Genomic DNA, 18,691 nt, shown 5'->3' with positions numbered 1-18,691 from the left:
TTCAAACGATGGTGAACAGCGGCTGGTCGAACTCAACCGGCTGACCGTCTTCCACCAGGATGGCGTCGATGACACCGCCGATATCGGCTTCGATGTGGTTCATCATTTTCATGGCTTCGACGATGCACAGGGTGTCGCCCTTCTTAACGCTCTGGCCGACTTCGACGAAGGCTGGCGAGGTTGGCGAAGCCTTGCGGTAGAACGTACCGACCATTGGCGAGCGGATCACGGTGCCGTTCAGCTTCGGCGCAGCGGCTTCGGCAGCTGGGGCGGCTGCGGCAGCGGCGACCGGCGCGGCGACTGGAGCGACAGCGGCGGCAACCGGGGCCGGCGCGTAGTACTGCTGGGCTGGAGCCTTGCTGTGGCGGCTGATGCGCACGGACTCTTCGCCTTCCTTGATCTCCAGCTCGTCGATGCCGGACTCTTCCAGCAGTTCGATCAGTTTCTTGACTTTACGAATATCCATTAATCATCAACTCCCAAGATATGGTCAGGGTCGTATGAACGTGATTCAAACGTTCTTGTAGGCCCGGCGACGGCCAGGCTCGCGTTATTCAGGATTTTGCGCCGGCAGCCAGTTGCTCCAGGGCGGACTCCAGGGCCAGGCGGTAACCGCTGGCGCCCAGGCCGCAGATCACTCCCACGGCGACATCCGAAAAGTAGGAGTGGTGACGGAATGGCTCGCGCTTGTGCACGTTGGACAGATGCACTTCGATGAATGGGATGCTCACTGCCAGCAATGCGTCACGTAATGCGACGCTGGTATGTGTGAAAGCCGCCGGATTGATCAGGATGAAGTCCACGCCTTCGTTGCGCGCGGCATGGATCCGGTCGATCAGTTCGTACTCGGCGTTGCTTTGCAGGTACTGCAGATGGTGGCCGGCGGCGCGGGCGCGCTGCTCCAGGTCCTGGTTGATCTGCGCCAGGGTCACGGCACCGTAGACACCGGGTTCGCGCGTTCCAAGCAGGTTCAGGTTGGGGCCGTGCAGCACCAGTAGGGTCGCCATCTGCGCATCCTTTGATTTTGTAGGACATGATTACAAGCGCGGCGACTATGCCGCAAAGACCCGAGCACTGTCCAGTTACCTGCAATAGCCAGCACGTTGAGCGAGATTCGCGCAAAATATGTGACTATTTTATTAATCCCGGTCATGGGCCGCGCTTTCCGGCGGCCCCGGGAAGTTATAGACGCAGATCGGCGCGAATGCGCTGCAGATGTTCGGCGAATTCGCCGGCGTTGGTCTCGCCTACCACGCGAGCGGCGCTATTTTCGCTGCCGTTCGCGGCGAAGAACAGCAGCGCCGGTGGGCCGAACAGCTGGTAGCGGTCGAGCAGGGCACGCTGTTCGGCGCTGCTTTGGGTGATATCGAAGCGCACCAGCTGGTATTCCTTGAGCAATGGCAGCACGTTCGGCGCATTCAGCACCTCATGCTCGATGACCTTGCAACTGATGCACCAGTCGGCGTACCAGTCCAGCACCAGCGGCTGGCCGGCGGCCCTGGCCTCGGCCAGGATCCGGTCGAGTTCGGCGGGGCTGTCGATCGTCTGCCAGGCCTGATTGCCGGCCGGGCTGACGACCGCACCGCTGCTTGCCACGGGCAGCGGCCGCAGCGGATCGCTCTGGCCGCTGAGGGCGCCGTACCACGAGGCCAGGGCGTAGACCAGCAGGAACAGGCCGAGCAGTTGCGCCAGGCGCTGGCGCGGGGTTTTCACCACGAACTCCAGGGCGCCGAGGAACAACGCCACGCCGGCGGCCAGCAGGCCCACCAGCACCAGGGTGACCTGGCCGGGCAGGACGCGGCTGAGCAGGCCGATGGCCAGGCCCAGCAGCAGCACGCCGATGGCGTTCTTCACCGTGACCAGCCATGGCCCGCTTTTCGGCAGCCAGGCCGCGCCGCCGGTGGCCACCAGCAGCAGCGGGGCGCCCATGCCCAGGCCCAGGGCGAACAGCTTCAGCGCACCGCCCAGGGCATCGCCGCTGGCGCTGATGTAGAGCAGTGCGCCGGCCAGCGGCGCCGAGACGCAGGGCGAGACCAGCAGGCTGGACACCACGCCGAGCACCGCGGCACCGAGCAGCGAACCGCCTTTGGTCTGGCCGGCGACGCGGTCGAGACGGTCGTTCAGGGCGCGCGGCAGTTTCAGCTCGAACAGGCCGAACATGGCCAGGGCGAACACCACGAAGAACAGTGAGAAGGGCACCAGTACCCAGGCCGACTGCAGGCGTGCCTGCAGGTTGAGGCTGGCGCCGAACAGGCCCATCAGGGCGCCGAGCAGGGCGAAACAGGCGGCCATCGGCAGCACGTAGGCCAGCGACAGGGACAGCCCGCGCCAGCCGCCAACCTGGCCGCGCAGGACCACGCCGGAGAGAATCGGCAGCATCGGCAGCACGCAGGGGGTGAAGGTCAGGCCGACGCCGGCGAGGAAGAACAGCAGCAGGCTGTTCCACGTCCACTGGCTACTGGTGCCCGCGACCGGCGCGCTTGCGGGTGTGGCGGCGCCCGTGCCGGCGATGCTCAGGCGCTCGGTTTCCGGCGGGTAGCACAGGCCCTTGTCGGCGCAGCCCTGGTAGGTCACCACCAGGGTGAAGGGGCGTTTGTCATCGCCGCGCGGCAGGTCGATATCGAGAATGCCGTGGTAGACCTCGACATCGCCGAAGAACTCGTCATGCTTGGCCTCGCCCGGCGGCAGTTGCGGGGTGCCGAGGGCGATATCGGCCGGTTCGGCGCGGAACTGGAAGCGATGGCGATAGAGGTAGTAGCCCTCGGCGGGGACGAAGCGCAGCTTGATGCCCTCGGCATCGCCCTGGATCAGGTTGAGCTTGAAGGCTTCGCGGACCGGCAGGAAGTCGGCGCTGTTGTTCAGGGACGGCGCGCCGAGGGTGGCGCTGGGGCGGCTGTCGAGCAGGCCGGCGCCCAGGGCGGGCAGGGCCAGGGCCAGCAGCAGGAGGCAAAGCAGACGACGCATGATGGTCTCGCGGGGGCGTAGGTGTCCGCATGATAGCGGAGTCTCGGCGGGGATGCAGGGACCGCTGCGCGGTCCATCGCGGGCAACGCCCGCTCCCACAGGGTTCGATGTCGCCTCGGACATTGTGGGAGCGGGCGTTGCCCGCGATGAGGTCCGGAAGGGCGACTACAGGCGGAAAGCCCGCACCGCCGTATTCAGCTCCCCGCCCAGGCGCAACAGTTGCTCGCCCTGGTCGCGCCCCTCGCCGATCCGTTGCAGGTTGTCCTCGCCCAGGTCATGAATCCGCTCGCTGTGGTCACGAATCTCGCTTACCGCACCACTCTGCTGCGCCGTCACATCGGCAATCCGCACCGCGGTATCGGCGATGGTCTGGATCGCCGTGACGATCTCGTCCAGCGCGCCATCGGCGGCCTGCGCCTGGTCGGCGGTGGCCTCGGCGTGTTCGAGCTGGATGCGCATGCCGTCCACCGACTCCCGCGCGGCCTGCTGCAGACGGGTGATCAGGGTCTGGATCTCGCCGGTGGCGCCGGTGGTGCGCTGAGCCAGCGAGCGTACTTCCTCGGCCACCACGGCGAAACCACGGCCCATTTCCCCGGCCCGCGCCGCTTCGATGGCGGCATTGAGGGCGAGCAGGTTGGTCTGCTCGGCGATGGCGCGGATCACTGTCAGTACGCCGCCGATGGTCGCCGACTCCTGGGCCAGTTCCTCGATGGCCTGGGCGTTGCCCTGCACTTCATCGACCAGCTTGCGCAGGCCGGTGAGGCTCTGGCCGATCACGGCCTGGCCCTGTTCCACTGCGAGACCGGCCTGGCGACTGGCATCGGCGGCCTGGCTGGCATCGCCGGCGACCTGGGTGATGGTCGCCTCCAGCTCGCCCAGGGCGTCGCGGATCTGCGCGGTATCGCCGGCCTGGCGCTCGGCGCCGTCGTGCAGCGCGCTGCTCATGCCCGCCAGGGCATGGCTGCTGCCGGCAACCTGTTCGGCGTTGCTGCGAATGGTCCCGACCAGTTCCACCAGGTAGTCGCGCAGGCGGTTCAGCGAGTCCTGGATATCGTGCATCTCGCGGTTGCTCGGCGGCAGGTCGATCGGCTTGCTGAAGTCGCCACCGGCCCATTCCGAGAGCGCCGGGTCGAGCGCCGTGAGCACCCGCGCCAGGCGCCGTTGCAGGCGGTCGATGACCAGCGCGATGAGCAGGATCAGGGCGATCATCCCCCCCTGCATCAGGCGTACTTCACTCTGGATCTGGCCATGCTGGCTGCGCACCCCCGGCTCCAGGTCGGCGATCGCCTGCTGTACCGCGGCGATTCGCGACTGGGTGGTGGCGGCCAGTTCGCTGCGACGCTGGATCAGCTCGCGGGTGCGCTGCAGTTCCGCCGGGTAGCGGCCGACCAGGCTGTTCAGTTCGCGGCGCAGGCCGATGGCGCTGTCCTCGGCCTCGCTCTTGCTCTCGCTGGCCAGGCCCATCATTGCGGCGAAATCGTCGGAACCGGAGGCGCTGGCGTCCTTGACCCCGAGCAACGGCAGGGCGTCGAGGACCTTGGCCTGCGCGGCGATCAGGTTCAGTTCCCGCTCGACTTCCTCGGCCAGTTCGCTGCGGCCGCTGCTGACCAGCTTGTCGCGCGCGAGGGACAGGCGGCCGAGGTGCAGGCCGGCCTCGACCAGTGCCGGGGTATAGCGCTCGCCCTCCGGGTTGCCGCTGTTCTGCGCATAGCGCAGCCACTGTTCGAGGTTGGCGCCCATCTCGCGTTCGGCCTGCAGCAGCAGTGCCTGCGGATCGCCGGCCAGCTTGCCGGCGGCGAGCAGTTCGTTGCTGGCGAACAGGGCCAGGCTGTCCAGGCTCGGGCGGACGCTCTGGGCCAGGGTTTGCGGCAGTTGTTTCAGCTCCTCCTGGAGGTCCTGGGTGGCCTGCAGGGCGGTGGCGTGCTGCAGCGCGTCACCGCTGCCGAGATAGGTCTGGATATTGCGCGCCACCTGGTTCTGGAACTGCTGGGACAGGCCCAGGTAACGCTCCATCAGCAGGTAAGGGCGCTCCAGCGCCTTTTGCGACCACCAGAGGGTGGCGCCAAGGGCGAGGCAGACGAGGACGAGCAACAGGGTGTTGAGATTGGTGAGCAGCTTCAGGCGCATGTGCGTGACTACCGACGGCTGTAGGCAAGTCACTGAACTTATTGCGTTTTTATTGCAGTGTTATGACGAGCCGGGCGACTCGGTCAAAAAAAGTGGCCATTTGATTTCACGGCTCCACGCGCTGCACCCGATTGCGCCCGGCGCCCTTGGCCCGATACAGCGCCTCGTCGGCGGCGGTGGCCATGCTCAGGGCGTCGAGGTCGTCGTTCAGTTCCACCACCCCGGCGCTGAAGGTGCAGAACAGATCCTGCGGCTGCGCGGGGTAATGGATCTCGGCGAAGCGCCGGCGAATCTCGTCGAGCACCTTGTGCGCGGCATTCAGATCGGTATTGGGCATGACGATGGCGAACTCCTCGCCGCCGTAGCGCCCGATGAAGTCGGTCTTGCGCAGGCGCTGCTTGAGAAACAGCGCCAGGCTCTTGATCACCCGGTCGCCCATGGGGTGGCCGTGGCTGTCGTTGACCTTCTTGAAGTGATCGATATCCAGCATGGCGAAGCTCAGCGGCCGGTTCTCGCGGCGGGCGCGGAAGCTGCAGTCCTCGAGCAGTTGCAGGATATGGGTGTGGTTGTACAGGCCCGTGAGGCTGTCGCGGACCATCCGCGCCTTGAGGTTGCGCGCGCGTGCGGCGCGGTTGCGCACCGTGGTGATCAGGTGGCGCGAGCGGATCGGCTTGGTCAGGAAGTCGTCGCCGCCTTCGCTCATGGCATCCAGTTGCTTGTCCAGGTCGTCCTCGGCGGACAGGTAGATGATCGGCACGCTGACGTAGCGGTCGTTGTGGCGGATCACCTTGGCCAGCTCGGTGCCGGTGCAGGCCGGCATGTACATGTCGAGGATGATCAGGTCGGGCTGGAAATCGGCCAGCTCGGCCATGGTCTGGATCGGGTCGGTGAGGGTGCGGGTGACGATCCCGGCATTGTTCAGCAGGCGTTCGGTGTGCAGGGCCTGGGCCCGCGAGTCGTCGATGATCAGCACGCGAAAGGGTTCGTACTGAGTGACGCTGGTGAGCAGTTCGACCTTTTCCAGCAGGCTCGACGCTTCCAGGGTGCCGGTGAGGAATTCCTGGCCGCCGGCGCGGACCGCGGCGAGGCGGGTCGGGGTGTCGGTTTCGTGGAGGCTGAAGAACAGCAGCGGGACACGCTGCTCCAGTCCCTGCTGGGCCTGCTCGGCGAGTTTCAGGCCGAGGCCGCTGCCGCCGAAGTCCACGTCCATGACGATGGCCGAGGGCAGGCGCTCGCTCATCGAGGCACGGAAGGCGTCGGCGGTGTACAGCGGTTCCACGCCGAGGCCGAAGAACTCCAGCTGCTTGGCCAGGCGTTCGGCGCGGTCGTGGTCCTGCAGCATCACATAGACCGGCTTGCGCAGCGGCGGCAGGACCGTCTGCTCGAGACGGTCGCCCTGGCGCAGGCCGGTGCGCGACAGGCGCTGCATCAGGCGGTTGAGCTCGCTGATAAGGCTGCTGCTCAGCCGCGCACTGTTGGCCTCGACCGCGGCCAGGGTCTGGCCGATGGCTTCGGCCAGCTGGGTGTGTTCCGGTTGTTCGAAGCGTTCGGCATAGCGTTGCAGGCGCAGATTGGCCTCGCACAGTTCGCCGAGGTCGCCGCTGGACCATTCGTTGCGCTGCAGGCGCTGCCAGATTTCCAGGATCTGCCGGGCCTGGTGAATGACCCGCTGGGCAAAGTGTTGCTTCAGTCGCTCGCGATTCGGGTCTTCTGGCTCGGTCATGTCCTGACTACTTATTAGAAATGAGGCAGTTCGAGTGATGGCTCTATGCTAGCACCACTTTTCGGGCAAACGAGTGCCCTGTATCAATTTATTGACGCCGGAGAACATTCATTTCGTGACCCCACAGTCGCTTATGCGATCCGCCGCCCTTGCTTTATAGTTGCTGCCACCCTGGTCGCACCCGACGCCGGCGCATTTGCGGACAGCAGCGATGCTTGGCACCAATGCCCGGATGCCGCGGTCGAACCCTGGAAACGCACTGACTGAAATAAGGACTACGCCATGCTGGACTGGAAAAACCGTACAGGCGGCACCGAGTCGCGCGAGGAGCGCAGCGCCGGCCGCGCCACGGCGAGCGGCAGTTACTTTCGCGGGCTGCTCAGCCGTTCGCTGGGCGCGCTGATCGGCCTTTATCTGCTGGTGACCATCGGCCTGGGCTGGTACTGGAGCCAGGAGCCGGAGCTGTTCCCGGTGCAGCAGAACGCCCAGGCCGCCGCCGAGCGTGGCGGCCAGCAGATGGTGGTCGGCTACACCACCGTCGAGACCCTCAAGACCGTCGCCGGGACCCTGCTCAACAAGCCGGGCGGCTACATCTCCAACGACCGCTTCCCGCCGGGCCTGTGGATGGACAACATGCCGAGCTGGGAATACGGCGTGCTGGTGCAGGTCCGCGACCTGTCCCGTGCCCTGCGCAAGGACTTCGCCCGCTCCCAGTCGCAGTCCACCGAAGACGCCGACCTGGCCAAGGCCGAGCCGCGCTTCAACTTCGACAACAAGAGCTGGATCCTGCCGTCGAGCGAGTCCGAGTTCGAGGAAGGCATCAAGTCCCTGACCCGCTACCAGACCCGTCTGGCCACCGGTGATTCCGGCGCGATCTTCTATACCCGCGCCGACAACCTGAACAACTGGCTGGGCGATGTCGCCACCCGTCTCGGCTCGCTGTCCCAGCGCCTGTCGGCGAGCGTCGGCCGGGTCAAGCTGAACAGCACGCTGAAGACCGAAACCGTGGTGCCGGGCCAGGCGCCGCAGGTCGACGAAGAGCTGGTGGAAACCCCATGGCTGCAGATCGACAACGTGTTCTACGAAGCCCGTGGCCAGGCCTGGGCGCTGTCGCACCTGCTGCGCGCCATCGAGGTCGACTTCGCCGACGTGCTGGCGAAGAAGAACGCCACGGTCAGCGTGCGCCAGATCATCCGTGAGCTGGAAGCCTCGCAGGAACCGCTGTGGAGCCCGATGGTGCTGAACGGCAGCGGCTTCGGCATGTGGGCCAACCACTCGCTGGTCATGGCCAACTACATCTCCCGGGCCAACGCCGCGGTCATCGACCTGCGCCAGCTGCTGTCGCAAGGCTGATGAGCATCAGCGCAGCGGAGGCGGCGCACCGCGCCGCCTCGGACCAGGAGCAGGTCGCCTGGGTCGACGAAGACGACAACCTGCTCGGCGCCTTGCCCCGCGCCGAGCTGCGCGAGCGCGGCCTGATCGGTCGCTGCACCTTCATCCTGCTGTTCAACGGCGCCGGCCAGCTGTGCATCCACAAGCGCACCCTGAGCAAGGCGCTGTATCCCGGCTACTGGGATGTGGCGGCCGGCGGCATGGTCGCGGCGGGTGAGGACTACCCCGAGTCGGCCGCCCGCGAGCTGGCCGAAGAGCTGGGCGTGAGCGGGGTCGAGTTGCGCGCCCACGACCGTTTCTTCTTCGACCAGCCCGGCAACCGGCTCTGGTGCGCGGTGTTCTCGGCGGTCTGGGACGGGCCTTTGCAACTGCAGCCGGAAGAGGTCAGCGAGGCCCGTTTCGTCAACCTGGAAGTGGTCTGGGAAGAGTCGCGGATACTGGCCTATTGCCCTGACTCGTTGGCAGCGCTTTCCAGGGCCTTCGGCCGTCAAGCCTGATGTCGCGAAAATTGCCCGAAATGGCGCAGTTCTGTACTTAGCAAGCGGGACATTTGCCGTTACACTGCGCGGCCTTTTCACCCTGCCGCGAAGCCATTCGCGACAGGTGCGCTGCCCCTGCCAGAGTGGGGCTTCGCGGTCGTTGTCCCGCCCGGGTCCGCGACCAGTTTTTTGTCCTCAAACCCGAGGATCAAAAGTGGCCAAGAAAGCCTCGTCATTCTCCGCCCTGGGCGGCCTGGTGTTCTCCACCGATGCGGGTCGGCACTGTCCGGACTGCAGCAAACCCATCGATGCCTGCATCTGCAAGCAGACGGACATCCCGCAAGGCGATGGCATCGCTCGCGTGCGCCGCGAAAGCAAAGGTCGTGGCGGCAAGACGGTGACCACCATCACGGGCGTGCCGTTGCCTCTGGAACAGCTCAAGGACCTCGCCAGCACGCTGAAGCGGCGCTGCGGCACCGGTGGCGCGTTGAAAGACGGCGTCATCGAGATCCAGGGCGACCATGTCGAGCTGCTGCTCGGTGAGCTGCTCAAACAGGGCTTCAAAGCGAAGAAATCCGGCGGCTGATCGCCTGCTTTCCGTTTCGTTGGTCCGTCGCGTGCAGCGCGCGGGCACGGAGCGGGGCACCCGGGGCTTTTCGCCCAGCGTCTAAACTCGTTGCCTTGGGAAGGGTCCAAGCCCGAACAGGGAAAATCGTCATTTTCACTTTGTACACTGCGCCCTCCCGCATGGCCGGTGTTATCCGACTTTCTTTATAGGGGACTTCGATGTCCGTACGACGCACACGCAAAGACGATGGCAGCCAATGGACCGTGGCCGACAGCCGCAGTGTTTACGGGATTCGCCATTGGGGCGCGGGCTATTTCGCGATCAATGAAGCCGGGCGCGTCGAAGTGCGCCCGAACGGTCCGGGCAGCGCGCCGATCGACCTGTACGAGCAGGTCGACGAACTGCGCAAGAGCGGCCTGTCGCTGCCGCTGCTGGTGCGCTTTCCCGACATCCTGCAGGACCGCGTGCGCCAGCTGACCGGCGCGTTCGACGCCAACATCGCGCGCCTGGAATACCAGAGCCAGTACACCGCGCTGTACCCGATCAAGGTCAACCAGCAGGAAGCGGTGGTGGAAAACATCATCGCCACGCAGAACGTCTCCATCGGCCTCGAAGCCGGTTCCAAGCCGGAGCTGCTGGCGGTGCTGGCGCTGGCGCCGAAGGGCGGCACCATCGTCTGCAACGGCTACAAGGACCGCGAGTTCATCCGCCTTGCGCTGATGGGCCAGAAGCTCGGCCACAACGTGTTCATCGTCATCGAGAAAGAGTCGGAAGTGGCCTTGGTGATCGAAGAGGCCGCCGAGCTCAAGGTCAAGCCACAGGTCGGCCTGCGCGTGCGCCTGTCGTCGCTGGCGTCGAGCAAGTGGGCGGATACCGGGGGCGAGAAGTCCAAGTTCGGTCTGTCCGCGGCGCAGCTGATTTCCGTGGTCCAGCGTTTCCGTGACGCCGGCCTCGACCAGGGCATCCGCCTGCTGCACTTCCACATGGGTTCGCAGATTGCCAACCTGGCCGACTACCAGCACGGCTTCAAGGAAGCCATCCGTTACTACGGCGAGCTGCGTGGGCTGGGCCTGCCGGTCGATCACATCGACGTCGGTGGTGGCCTGGGCGTCGACTACGACGGCACCCACTCGCGCAATGCCAGCTCGATCAACTACGACATGGACGACTACGCCGGTGTCGTGGTCGGCATGCTCAAGGAGTTCTGCGATGCCCAGGGCCTGCCGCATCCGCACATCTTCTCGGAGAGTGGCCGCTCGCTGACCGCGCACCACGCCATGCTGGTGATCCAGGTCACCGACGTCGAGAAGCACAACGACGAAGTGCCGACCATCGAGAACAAGGAAGCCCTGCCGGAAACCGTGCAGTGGCTGGCCGACCTGCTGGGTCCGACCGACCTGGAGATGGTTACCGAGACCTACTGGCGCGCCACCCACTACATGAGCGACGTGGCCGCGCAGTATGCCGACGGCAAGATCAGCCTGGCCGAGAAGGCCCTGGCCGAGCAGTGCTACTTCGCCGTGTGCCGGCGCCTGCACAACTCGCTGAAAGCCCGCCAGCGCTCGCACCGCCAGGTGCTGGACGAGCTCAATGACAAGCTGGCCGACAAGTACATCTGCAACTTCTCGGTGTTCCAGAGCCTGCCGGACACCTGGGCCATCGGCCAGGTGCTGCCGATCATCCCGCTGCACCGTCTCGACGAGGAGCCGCTGCGCCGCGCCGTGCTGCAGGACCTGACCTGCGACTCCGACGGCAAGATCAACCAGTACGTCGACGAGCAGAGCATCGAGACCAGCATGCCGGTGCATGCGGTCAAGGAAGGCGAGGACTACCTGCTGGGCGTGTTCCTGGTCGGTGCGTACCAGGAGATTCTCGGTGACATGCACAACCTGTTCGGCGACACCGACTCGGTGAACATCTACCAGAACCCGAACGGCAGCGTGTACCACGCCGGCATCGAGACCCACGACACCATCGAAGACATGCTGCGCTACGTGCACCTGTCGCCGGAGGAACTGATGACGCATTACCGCGACAAGGTGGCCAGTGCGCGTATCAGCGAACGCGAGCGGACCCAGTTCCTCGATGCGTTGCGCCTGGGCCTGACGCGGTCTTCGTACCTGTCGTCGTAAGGCACTGGAGATGAAAACGGCCCGCTTGCGGGCCGTTTTCGTTTGGGTCAGTCGCTGGTTGCGCTCAGGTCGATGGTGACGGGCTGGATTTCGCCGTTTTCCCGCAGGAGCGCAGAGTTGCTGAATGCATAGACTCTGGCATGGGTCAGTGCGGTGATTTTCAGTCCTTCTACCGCGCGGATGGCATCTGATTGTCGGGTGACCAGGAACGGTGTGTGCGCTTTCAGCATCTTCAGGGCGCGGACTTCATCGGGTTCCCGGTCTGCAATGAAATACCGATAGACCAGTGGAACGGTGGCGCCGCCCGAGTTGCTGAGCACCTCATAGACGGCGCTGTGTTCGCCGATGGGGGTGGTTTTGATGACATTGCTCAGTGTCGGCGCTGGAGCGGGATTGAAAATCCAGAATGCCTGAGCTGCTACCAGCACAAGCAAACCGGTGATCAACCATTTGCAGGTCGCAGGATGCGGTATGGCCGAAGCCTGCCCTGAACCCTTCCTGGGCGCCTTTTCCGGATTGTTCATCGAGTCTCGCCAACCGTGGGGACGCAGCTTTTTCCACCAGAGAGCAGGACGAGTCAAAGGAAGGTATGTGACAGCGTGTGATCGCCCATGCTTTTCATGGCTGATGCACAAACCACCCATCGCGCCGCTGCAACCACCAGCCCATCACCCCCAGCGTCACCCCGCGCACCGCCATGAACAACAGGAACGCCAGCCACAACCCATGGTTGCCCAGGTCCCGCGCCAGCCAGGCGAAGGGCAGGGCGATGAGTACGCTGAGGAGCATGGCATCGCGCATTTCCCGGGCACGGGTGGCGCCGATGAACAGGCCATCGAGCAGGTAGCTCCACACCGCGATCAACGGCAGCAGCGCCAGGTACGGCAGGTATTCGAAGGCGGTTTCGCGCACGCTGGGGATATCGGTCTGCAGCTGGATGAACAGGTGCCCACCCAGCAGGAACAGCACGGCGAACCCGGCACTGGCGAGCAGCGACCAGCCGCCGGCGACCACCAGCGCGCGGCGCAGGGCCGGCCGGTCGCCGGCGCCGATGGCATGACCGCACAGCGCTTCCACCGCATGAGCCAGCCCGTCGAGGGCGTAGGCGGTCACCAGCAGGCCATTGAGCAGCAGGGCGTTGGCCGCCACCGTGGCTTCACCCATGCGCGCGCCCTGCACGGTGATGAGGAAGAACACGCCCTGCAGCGCCAGGCTGCGGATGAAGATGTCGCGGTTGACGCTGAGCAGCGGCCGCCAGCTCTGCCAGCGCGCCAGCAGCGGCCAGATCACCTTGCCCGGATAGGCGCGCAGCGATGGACGGGTCAGGGCCAGGCCGAGCAGGGCCGCGGCCCATTCGGCGATCACCGAGGCCCGCGCCGAGCCTGCCACGCCCCAGTCCAGGCCCAGCACGAACCACAGGTTGAGGACGATGTTCAGCAGGTTGGTGGTGAGCAGGATCGCCAGCGGCGCGCGGGCGTTCTGCGTGCCGAGGAACCAGCCGACCAGGGCATAGGTGGCCAGCGCCGCCGGCAGGCCGAGCAGGCGGATGGTGAAGAACTCGCGGGTGCCCTGTTCCAGCGCCGCGCCGGGCTGGATCAGGTTCAGCGCCAGATGACTGAGGGGAATCGCCAGCAGGCCGAGGAGCAAGGCGAACAGCAGCGCGAGGATCAGCCCCTGCGCCAGCACCTGGCGCAGGCCGCTGCCGTCGGCACGCCCGGCGGCCTGGGCGGCGAAGCCGGTCGAGCCCATGCGCAGGAAACCCAGGACCCCCACCAGCAGGGTATACAGGCTGGCCCCCACCGCCACCGAGCCGAGCTGGTGGGCATGGGGCAGGTGGCCGATCACCGTGCTGTCCACCAGGGCGACCAGCGGCACCGAGATATTCGACAGGATCATCGGCGCGGCCAGGGCCCAGACCTTGTGATGGGTAGGGCGGTCGCGCCAGGCGCTGAGGAGTGCGGGCATTGAAGGGTCCTTGGTGGATGCAGGTTGCTCCTCGTGGGAGCGAGCTTGCCGATAGCCGCCCATTCTACTCATCCGCGGCACTTTGCCGGGTGAACCCTGTCTCATCCTGCGGTCCCGCGCCGGTGAAAATACCGGCCTTGATATATAGTTTCCCGTCTGCCCCCGTTGCCGAACGAGTTCCCTCTCCATGCTGAACAAAGGATTGTGGCTGGCCTGCGCCCTGGCGCTGCTCAGCGCGTGTGATTCGTCTTCCGTCGACCAACCCGCTCCGGCGGAAAAAGCCGCCGCCAGCGCGCCTGCGGCCGCCACGGCGGTGGTCGACGAGGCCGCCCTGGCCCAGCGCTACGCCGGCCGCGAACTGAATGTGGTCGATGTCTCGGAGGTCCAGGTCGATGGCGCCAGCGCGCTGTCGGTGACCTTCTCCGCCCCGCTTGCGGCCGACCAGCGCTTCGACGAGCGCCTGCACCTGGTCGACACCACCAAGGGCAAGGTCGACGGCGCCTGGGAGCTCTCCGACAACCGCATGGAACTGCGCCTGCGCCACCTCGAACCCAAGCGCAAGCTGGTCCTGACCCTCGATGCCGGGCTGCGCAGCGTCAACGGCAAGCAGCTCGCCAACGAGTACGTCAGCCGCCTGGAAACCCGCGACATGGAGCCGAGCATCGGTTTCGCCAGCCGCGGTTCGCTGCTGCCGACGCGACTGGCTGAGGGCTTGCCGGTGATCGCCCTGAACGTGGCGAAGGTCGATGTCGAGTTCTTCCGCATCAAGTCCGAATCGCTGCCCGCTTTCCTCGCCGCCTGGGGCCGCAGCAGTTCGCTGCAGAGCTATGAAGCCCGCGACCTGCTGCCCATGGCCGACCTGGTCTATGCCGGACGCTTCGACCTGAACCCCGCGGCCAACACCCGCGAAACCCTGCTCCTGCCCATGGCCGGGATCAAGCCGCTGCAGGAAGCCGGCGTGTACCTGGCGGTGATGCGTGAGTCCGGCACCTACAACTATTCGCAGCCGGCGACCCTGTTCACCCTCAGCGACATCGGCCTCTCGGTGCACCGCTACAGCAACCGCCTGGACGTGTTCACCCAGGCGCTCGAAGGCGGCAAGGCCCTGAGCGGCATCGAACTGGACCTGCTCGACAACAACGGCAAGATGCTCGCCCAGGGCAAGACCGACGGCAGTGGCCACGCGCAACTGCCGCTGCCGCCCAAGGCCGACGTGCTGCTGGCCCGCCAGGGCGAGCACACCACGCTGCTGCGCCTGAACACCTCGGCGCTGGACCTGTCCGAGTTCACCGTCACCGGCCCGCAGGCCAATCCCCTGCAGTTCTTCGTCTTCGGCCCGCGGGATCTCTATCGCCCCGGCGAGACCGTGTTGCTCAACGGCCTGCTGCGCGACCGCGACGGCAAGCCGGTCAAGCCACAGCCGATCAATGTCGAGGTGCGTCGTCCGGATGAGCAGGTCAGTCGCCAGTTCGTCTGGGAGGCTGACTCCAATGGCTTCTACCAGTACCGGCTGCAACTGGATGGCGAGGCGCCGACCGGCCGCTGGCAACTGCTGTTCGACCTCGGCGGTGGCAAGCGCCAGGTCTTCGAAGTGCTGGTCGAGGACTTCCTGCCCGAACGCCTGGCCCTCGAACTGAAAGGCAGCGATACCCCGCTGAGCCCGGAGCAGACCGCGGAAATCGAAGTCAACGGGCGCTACCTGTACGGCGCCCCGGCGGCGGGCAACCGCCTCAGCGGCCAGGTCTACGTGCGGCCCCTGCGCGAAGCGGTGCCGGCACTGCCCGGTTATCAGTTCGGCTCGGTCACCGAGGGTGAACTGAGCCACGACCTCGACCTAGAAGAGAGCACCCTCGATGCCGAAGGCAACGCGCTGATCAGCGTTGCCAGCGAATGGGCCGAGGTCCGCTCGCCGTTGCAGCTCACGGTGCAGGCCAGCCTGCAGGAGTCCGGCGGCCGGCCGATCACTCGCCGCCTGGAACAACCGATCTGGCCGGCCGAGCGCCTGCCGGGCCTGCGTGGTCTGTTCGACGGCGAAGAAACCGACGGCGACGCGCCGGTGGAAATCGAGCTGCTGATGGCCGACCGCGACGGCAACAAGCTGGCCGCCGACAACCTGCGGGTACGCCTGGTCCGCGAGCGTCGCGACTACTACTGGAACTACTCGCAGAGCGACGGCTGGAGCTACAACTTCAACGAGAAATACCTCACCGAAAGCGAGCAGACCGTCAGCGTGCCGCAGGGCAGTACCACCAAACTGAGCTTCCCGGTGGAGTGGGGCCCGTACCGCGTCGAAGTGGAGGATCCGGCCACCGGCGTCACCAGCAGCCTGCGTTTCTGGGCCGGCTATCGCGCCCAGGACAACGCCGATGGCGGGGCCGTGCGTCCCGACCAGGTGCGCCTGGCCCTGGACAAGCCGGCCTACAAGGACGGCGAGACAGTCAACGTGACCGTCACGCCGCCGGCTGCGGGCAAGGGTTATCTGATCGTCGAGGGCAGCGATGGTCCGCTGTGGTGGCAGGAGATCGACGTGCCTGCCGAAGGCAAGGCGTTCGCGGTCAAGCTCGATCCGCAATGGGCCCGGCATGACCTGTACCTGAGCGCCCTGGTCATTCGTCCGGGCGAGCGCAAGGCCAATGTCACGCCCAAGCGCGCCGTCGGCATTCTCCACCTGCCGCTCGATCGCGCCGAGCGCAAGCTGGCGCTCACCCTCGAGGCCCCCGAGAAGATGCGGCCGAAGCGTCCGCTGACGGTCGCGATCCAGGCGCGCAACGCCGACGGCAGCGTGCCGAAGCAGGTCCAGGTGCTGCTCTCCGCGGTGGACGTGGGCATCCTCAATATCACCAGCTACGTCACCCCCGACCCGTTCACCGGCATGTTCGGGCGCAAGGCCTATGGCGCCGACCAGCTGGACATCTACGGGCAGCTGATCGAAGCCGGCCAGGGCCGGCTGGCCAGCCTCGCCTTCGGTGGCGACGCGGCCATGGCCAAGGGCGGCAAGCGGCCGGACACCAGCGTGACCATCGTCGCCCTGCAGAGTGCGCCGGTGACCCTCGACGCCGAGGGCAAGGGCCAGGCCACGGTGGACATTCCCGACTTCAATGGTGAACTGCGCCTGATGGCCCAGGCCTGGAGCGAGGATCGCTTCGGCGTCGCCGAAGGCAAGACCGTGGTCGCCGCGCCGCTGGTGGCCGAGCTGTCGGCACCGCGCTTCCTCGCCGGCGGTGACCGCACCAGCCTGGCGCTGGATCTGTCCAACCTCTCCGGGCAGGCACAGAACCTCGCGGTGACCCTGGCCAGCGAAGGCCAGCTCGATCTGCTGGGCAGCACTCATCAGGCGCTGAAACTCAAGCAGGGCCAGCGCCTGACCCTGCAGATTCCGGTGCAGGCCCAGGGTGGCTACGGCCAGGGCCGCATCACTGTACGGGTCGATGGCCTGGTACTGCCGGGCGAGAGCGATACCGGCTTCACCCGCGAATGGACCCTCGGCGTGCGCCCGGCCTATCCGGCGCAGCTCAAGCACTACCGCGTTGCCCTGACGGGCGAGCCGTGGAGCCTGCCGGAACAGGACCTGGCCCTGTTCGAGCCGGCGGGCCTGGAGGGCAGCCTGGTGTTGTCCAGCCGGCCGCCGCTGAACCTCGCCGAACAGATCCGCGCGCTCAAGGCCTATCCCTATGGCTGCCTGGAGCAGACCACCAGCGGCCTGTACCCGTCGCTGTACGCCGACGCCGCGACACTCGAGCGCCTCGGCATCGAGGGCGAGCCGGCCGACGAGCGCAAGCGCAAGATCGAAATCGGCATCGAGCACCTGCTTGGCATGCAGCGCTACAACGGCAGCTTCGGCCTGTGGAGTTCCGACAGCGACGAGGAATACTGGCTGACCGCCTATGTCACCGACTTCCTCCTGCGTGCCCGCGAGCAGGGTTTCGCGGTGCCGCCCGAGGCCTTGAAGAAGGCCAGCGAGCGCCTGCTGCGCTACGTGCAGGAGCGCAACCTGATCGAGGTGAACTACAGCGAAAACATCGAGCACACCCGCTTCGCCGTGCAGGCCTATGCCGCGCTGGTGCTGTCGCGCAGCAAGCAGGCGCCGCTGGGGGCCTTGCGCAGTCTGTTCGAGCGCCGCGCCGATGCGCGCTCGGGGTTGCCGCTGGTGCAACTGGCGATCGCCCTCGACACCATGGGCGACAAGCCGCGCGGGCAGGAGGCCCTGCTGGCGGGGCTGGCGGTCAATCGCGAGAAGGACTGGATGGCCGACTATGGCAGCCCGCTGCGTGACCAGGCGCTGATCCTGGCGTTGCTCGATGAATACAAGCTGGCCGGCGACAGCGTTGCGGATCGCCTGTTCAAGCTGTCCGATCAACTGGCGGCGAGCCCGTGGCTGTCGACCCAGGAGCGTAACGCCCTGTTCCTCGCCGGGCGTGGTTTTGCCCAGCAACCGGAAGGGCAATGGCGCGCGCGGCTGGACAGTGCCGGCCAGGTCCGCGAACTGAGCCCGGCCCGCTCCGGTGTGCACCTGCAGGGCCCGTTGCTGGCCGCGCCGCTGAGTGTGAGCAACGAAGGCGAACAGACCCTGTATCAGCGCCTGACCCTTTCCGGTTATCCGCGCCAGGCACCGCCGGCCAGTGGCAACAACCTGAGTATTCGCCGCGAGTACCTGGGCATGAACGGCCAGGCGCTGGACCTCAAGGCGCTGGAAAGCGGCGATCTGGTCCTGGTGCACCTGGCGATCCAGGCCAAGGCGCGGGTGCCGGATGCGCTGGTGGTGGACTTGCTGCCGGCCGGTCTGGAACTGGAAAACCAGAACCTCGCGCAGAGCGCCGCCAGCCTGGAAAACGCCAGCAGCGCGGTGAAGCAATGGCGCGAGGCGATGGAGAACGCCAATGTGGCGCACCAGGAGTATCGTGACGATCGCTACGTGGCGGCGCTGAACCTCGACGGTTATGGCACCACTCACCTGCTGTACCTGGCGCGGGCGGTGACCCCGGGCAGCTACCGGATTCCGCCGCCGCAGGTGGAGTCGATGTACCGGCCGGAGTGGCAGGCGGTTGGGGAGACGGTGGGGGAGATGGTTATCAAGGGGCGGTAAGGGACCATAAGGGCTCATCGCTGGCTTGCCAGCGATGAGCATAGGTATATGCACATCTTTGAAGGCTTGTCGGGGAACCGCATCAAGGCCACCAGGTGCCTGCCTTGAGTCTTGCAGCGCCCTCCAGATCGAGCGCCGCCCGCGCGGCGCATCGCGGGCAACGCCCGCTCCCAGTGTGCCCGGCATGGGCCAAAATCAGTCACCTGAAAGCGGTGACCAGAATGAGTGACGACAACTGTAGTGAAACGCAAGGTGGAC

At 66.2% G+C, this 18,691-nt stretch carries 12 protein-coding genes; 5 read left to right on the top strand and 7 right to left on the bottom strand.

Annotated elements, in window-relative coordinates; all coding sequences use genetic code 11:
• Position 1: 1 nt before the first annotated feature.
• The 5 genes from accB to RTI28_RS18295 all read right to left on the bottom strand — a co-directional run bounded on the left by accB (position 2) and on the right by RTI28_RS18295 (position 6,814).
• Positions 2 to 466, bottom strand: a complete 465-nt coding sequence (accB, locus tag RTI28_RS18315) for an acetyl-CoA carboxylase biotin carboxyl carrier protein (protein WP_316921773.1) — start codon at positions 464 to 466, stop codon at positions 2 to 4.
• 88 nt (positions 467 to 554) lie between these two features.
• Entirely contained in the window at positions 555 to 1,007 is a 453-nt protein-coding gene (gene aroQ / locus RTI28_RS18310; RefSeq protein ID WP_042127997.1) for a type II 3-dehydroquinate dehydratase, read from the bottom strand.
• A 175-nt stretch (positions 1,008 to 1,182) separates the two neighbouring features.
• Positions 1,183 to 2,964 carry a protein-disulfide reductase DsbD gene (locus RTI28_RS18305; protein WP_316921772.1) on the bottom strand — a complete coding sequence of 594 codons (1,782 nt, stop codon included), beginning with the start codon at positions 2,962 to 2,964 and terminating at the stop codon, positions 1,183 to 1,185.
• A 165-nt stretch (positions 2,965 to 3,129) separates the two neighbouring features.
• Positions 3,130 to 3,909 (bottom strand): methyl-accepting chemotaxis protein, encoded by a 780-nt coding sequence (locus RTI28_RS30395; RefSeq protein WP_377698108.1) that lies wholly within the window; start codon positions 3,907 to 3,909, stop codon positions 3,130 to 3,132.
• Positions 3,910 to 5,197: 1,288 nt separating this feature from the next.
• Positions 5,198 to 6,814, bottom strand: a complete 1,617-nt coding sequence (locus RTI28_RS18295) for a PleD family two-component system response regulator (RefSeq protein ID WP_316921770.1) — start codon at positions 6,812 to 6,814, stop codon at positions 5,198 to 5,200.
• A gap of 282 nt (positions 6,815 to 7,096) precedes the next feature.
• Here RTI28_RS18295 and RTI28_RS18290 point away from each other — a divergent pair, with 282 nt between their 5' ends.
• From RTI28_RS18290 to speA, 4 genes are all read left to right on the top strand, one after another.
• Positions 7,097 to 8,167, top strand: a complete 1,071-nt coding sequence (locus RTI28_RS18290) for a DUF2333 family protein (protein WP_316921769.1) — start codon at positions 7,097 to 7,099, stop codon at positions 8,165 to 8,167.
• The gene (locus tag RTI28_RS18285; RefSeq protein WP_316921768.1) at positions 8,167 to 8,703 is read left to right on the top strand and encodes an NUDIX hydrolase; all 537 of its coding nucleotides are present in this window, start codon (positions 8,167 to 8,169) and stop codon (positions 8,701 to 8,703) included. The genes RTI28_RS18290 and RTI28_RS18285 overlap by 1 nt, the downstream gene beginning before the upstream one ends.
• Positions 8,704 to 8,899: 196 nt before the next feature.
• Positions 8,900 to 9,271, top strand: a complete 372-nt coding sequence (locus tag RTI28_RS18280) for a translation initiation factor Sui1 (protein WP_316921767.1) — start codon at positions 8,900 to 8,902, stop codon at positions 9,269 to 9,271.
• 200 nt (positions 9,272 to 9,471) lie between these two features.
• Positions 9,472 to 11,385: an arginine decarboxylase gene (speA, locus tag RTI28_RS18275; protein ID WP_316921766.1), complete on the top strand. Its 1,914-nt coding sequence runs from the start codon at positions 9,472 to 9,474 to the stop codon at positions 11,383 to 11,385.
• A gap of 47 nt (positions 11,386 to 11,432) precedes the next feature.
• Here the strand turns inward: speA and RTI28_RS18270 are convergent, their stop codons facing one another.
• Both RTI28_RS18270 and RTI28_RS18265 read right to left on the bottom strand, forming a co-directional pair.
• Positions 11,433 to 11,909 (bottom strand): hypothetical protein, encoded by a 477-nt coding sequence (locus RTI28_RS18270; RefSeq protein ID WP_316921765.1) that lies wholly within the window; start codon positions 11,907 to 11,909, stop codon positions 11,433 to 11,435.
• Between the two features lie 94 nt (positions 11,910 to 12,003).
• Positions 12,004 to 13,350, bottom strand: a complete 1,347-nt coding sequence (locus tag RTI28_RS18265) for an MATE family efflux transporter (protein ID WP_316921764.1) — start codon at positions 13,348 to 13,350, stop codon at positions 12,004 to 12,006.
• Between the two features lie 187 nt (positions 13,351 to 13,537).
• Between RTI28_RS18265 and RTI28_RS18260 the strand changes: the two genes are divergently transcribed.
• Positions 13,538 to 18,433, top strand: a complete 4,896-nt coding sequence (locus RTI28_RS18260; RefSeq protein WP_316921763.1) for an alpha-2-macroglobulin — start codon at positions 13,538 to 13,540, stop codon at positions 18,431 to 18,433.
• The last annotated feature ends 258 nt before the right edge of the window (positions 18,434 to 18,691 follow it).

The organism is Pseudomonas sp. zfem002, from assembly GCF_032621685.1.
Lineage (GTDB): Bacteria > Pseudomonadota > Gammaproteobacteria > Pseudomonadales > Pseudomonadaceae > Aquipseudomonas > Aquipseudomonas japonica.
The sequence above is the reverse complement of the archived record's forward strand: the minus strand, read 5'-3'. Positions and strand labels throughout refer to the sequence as shown.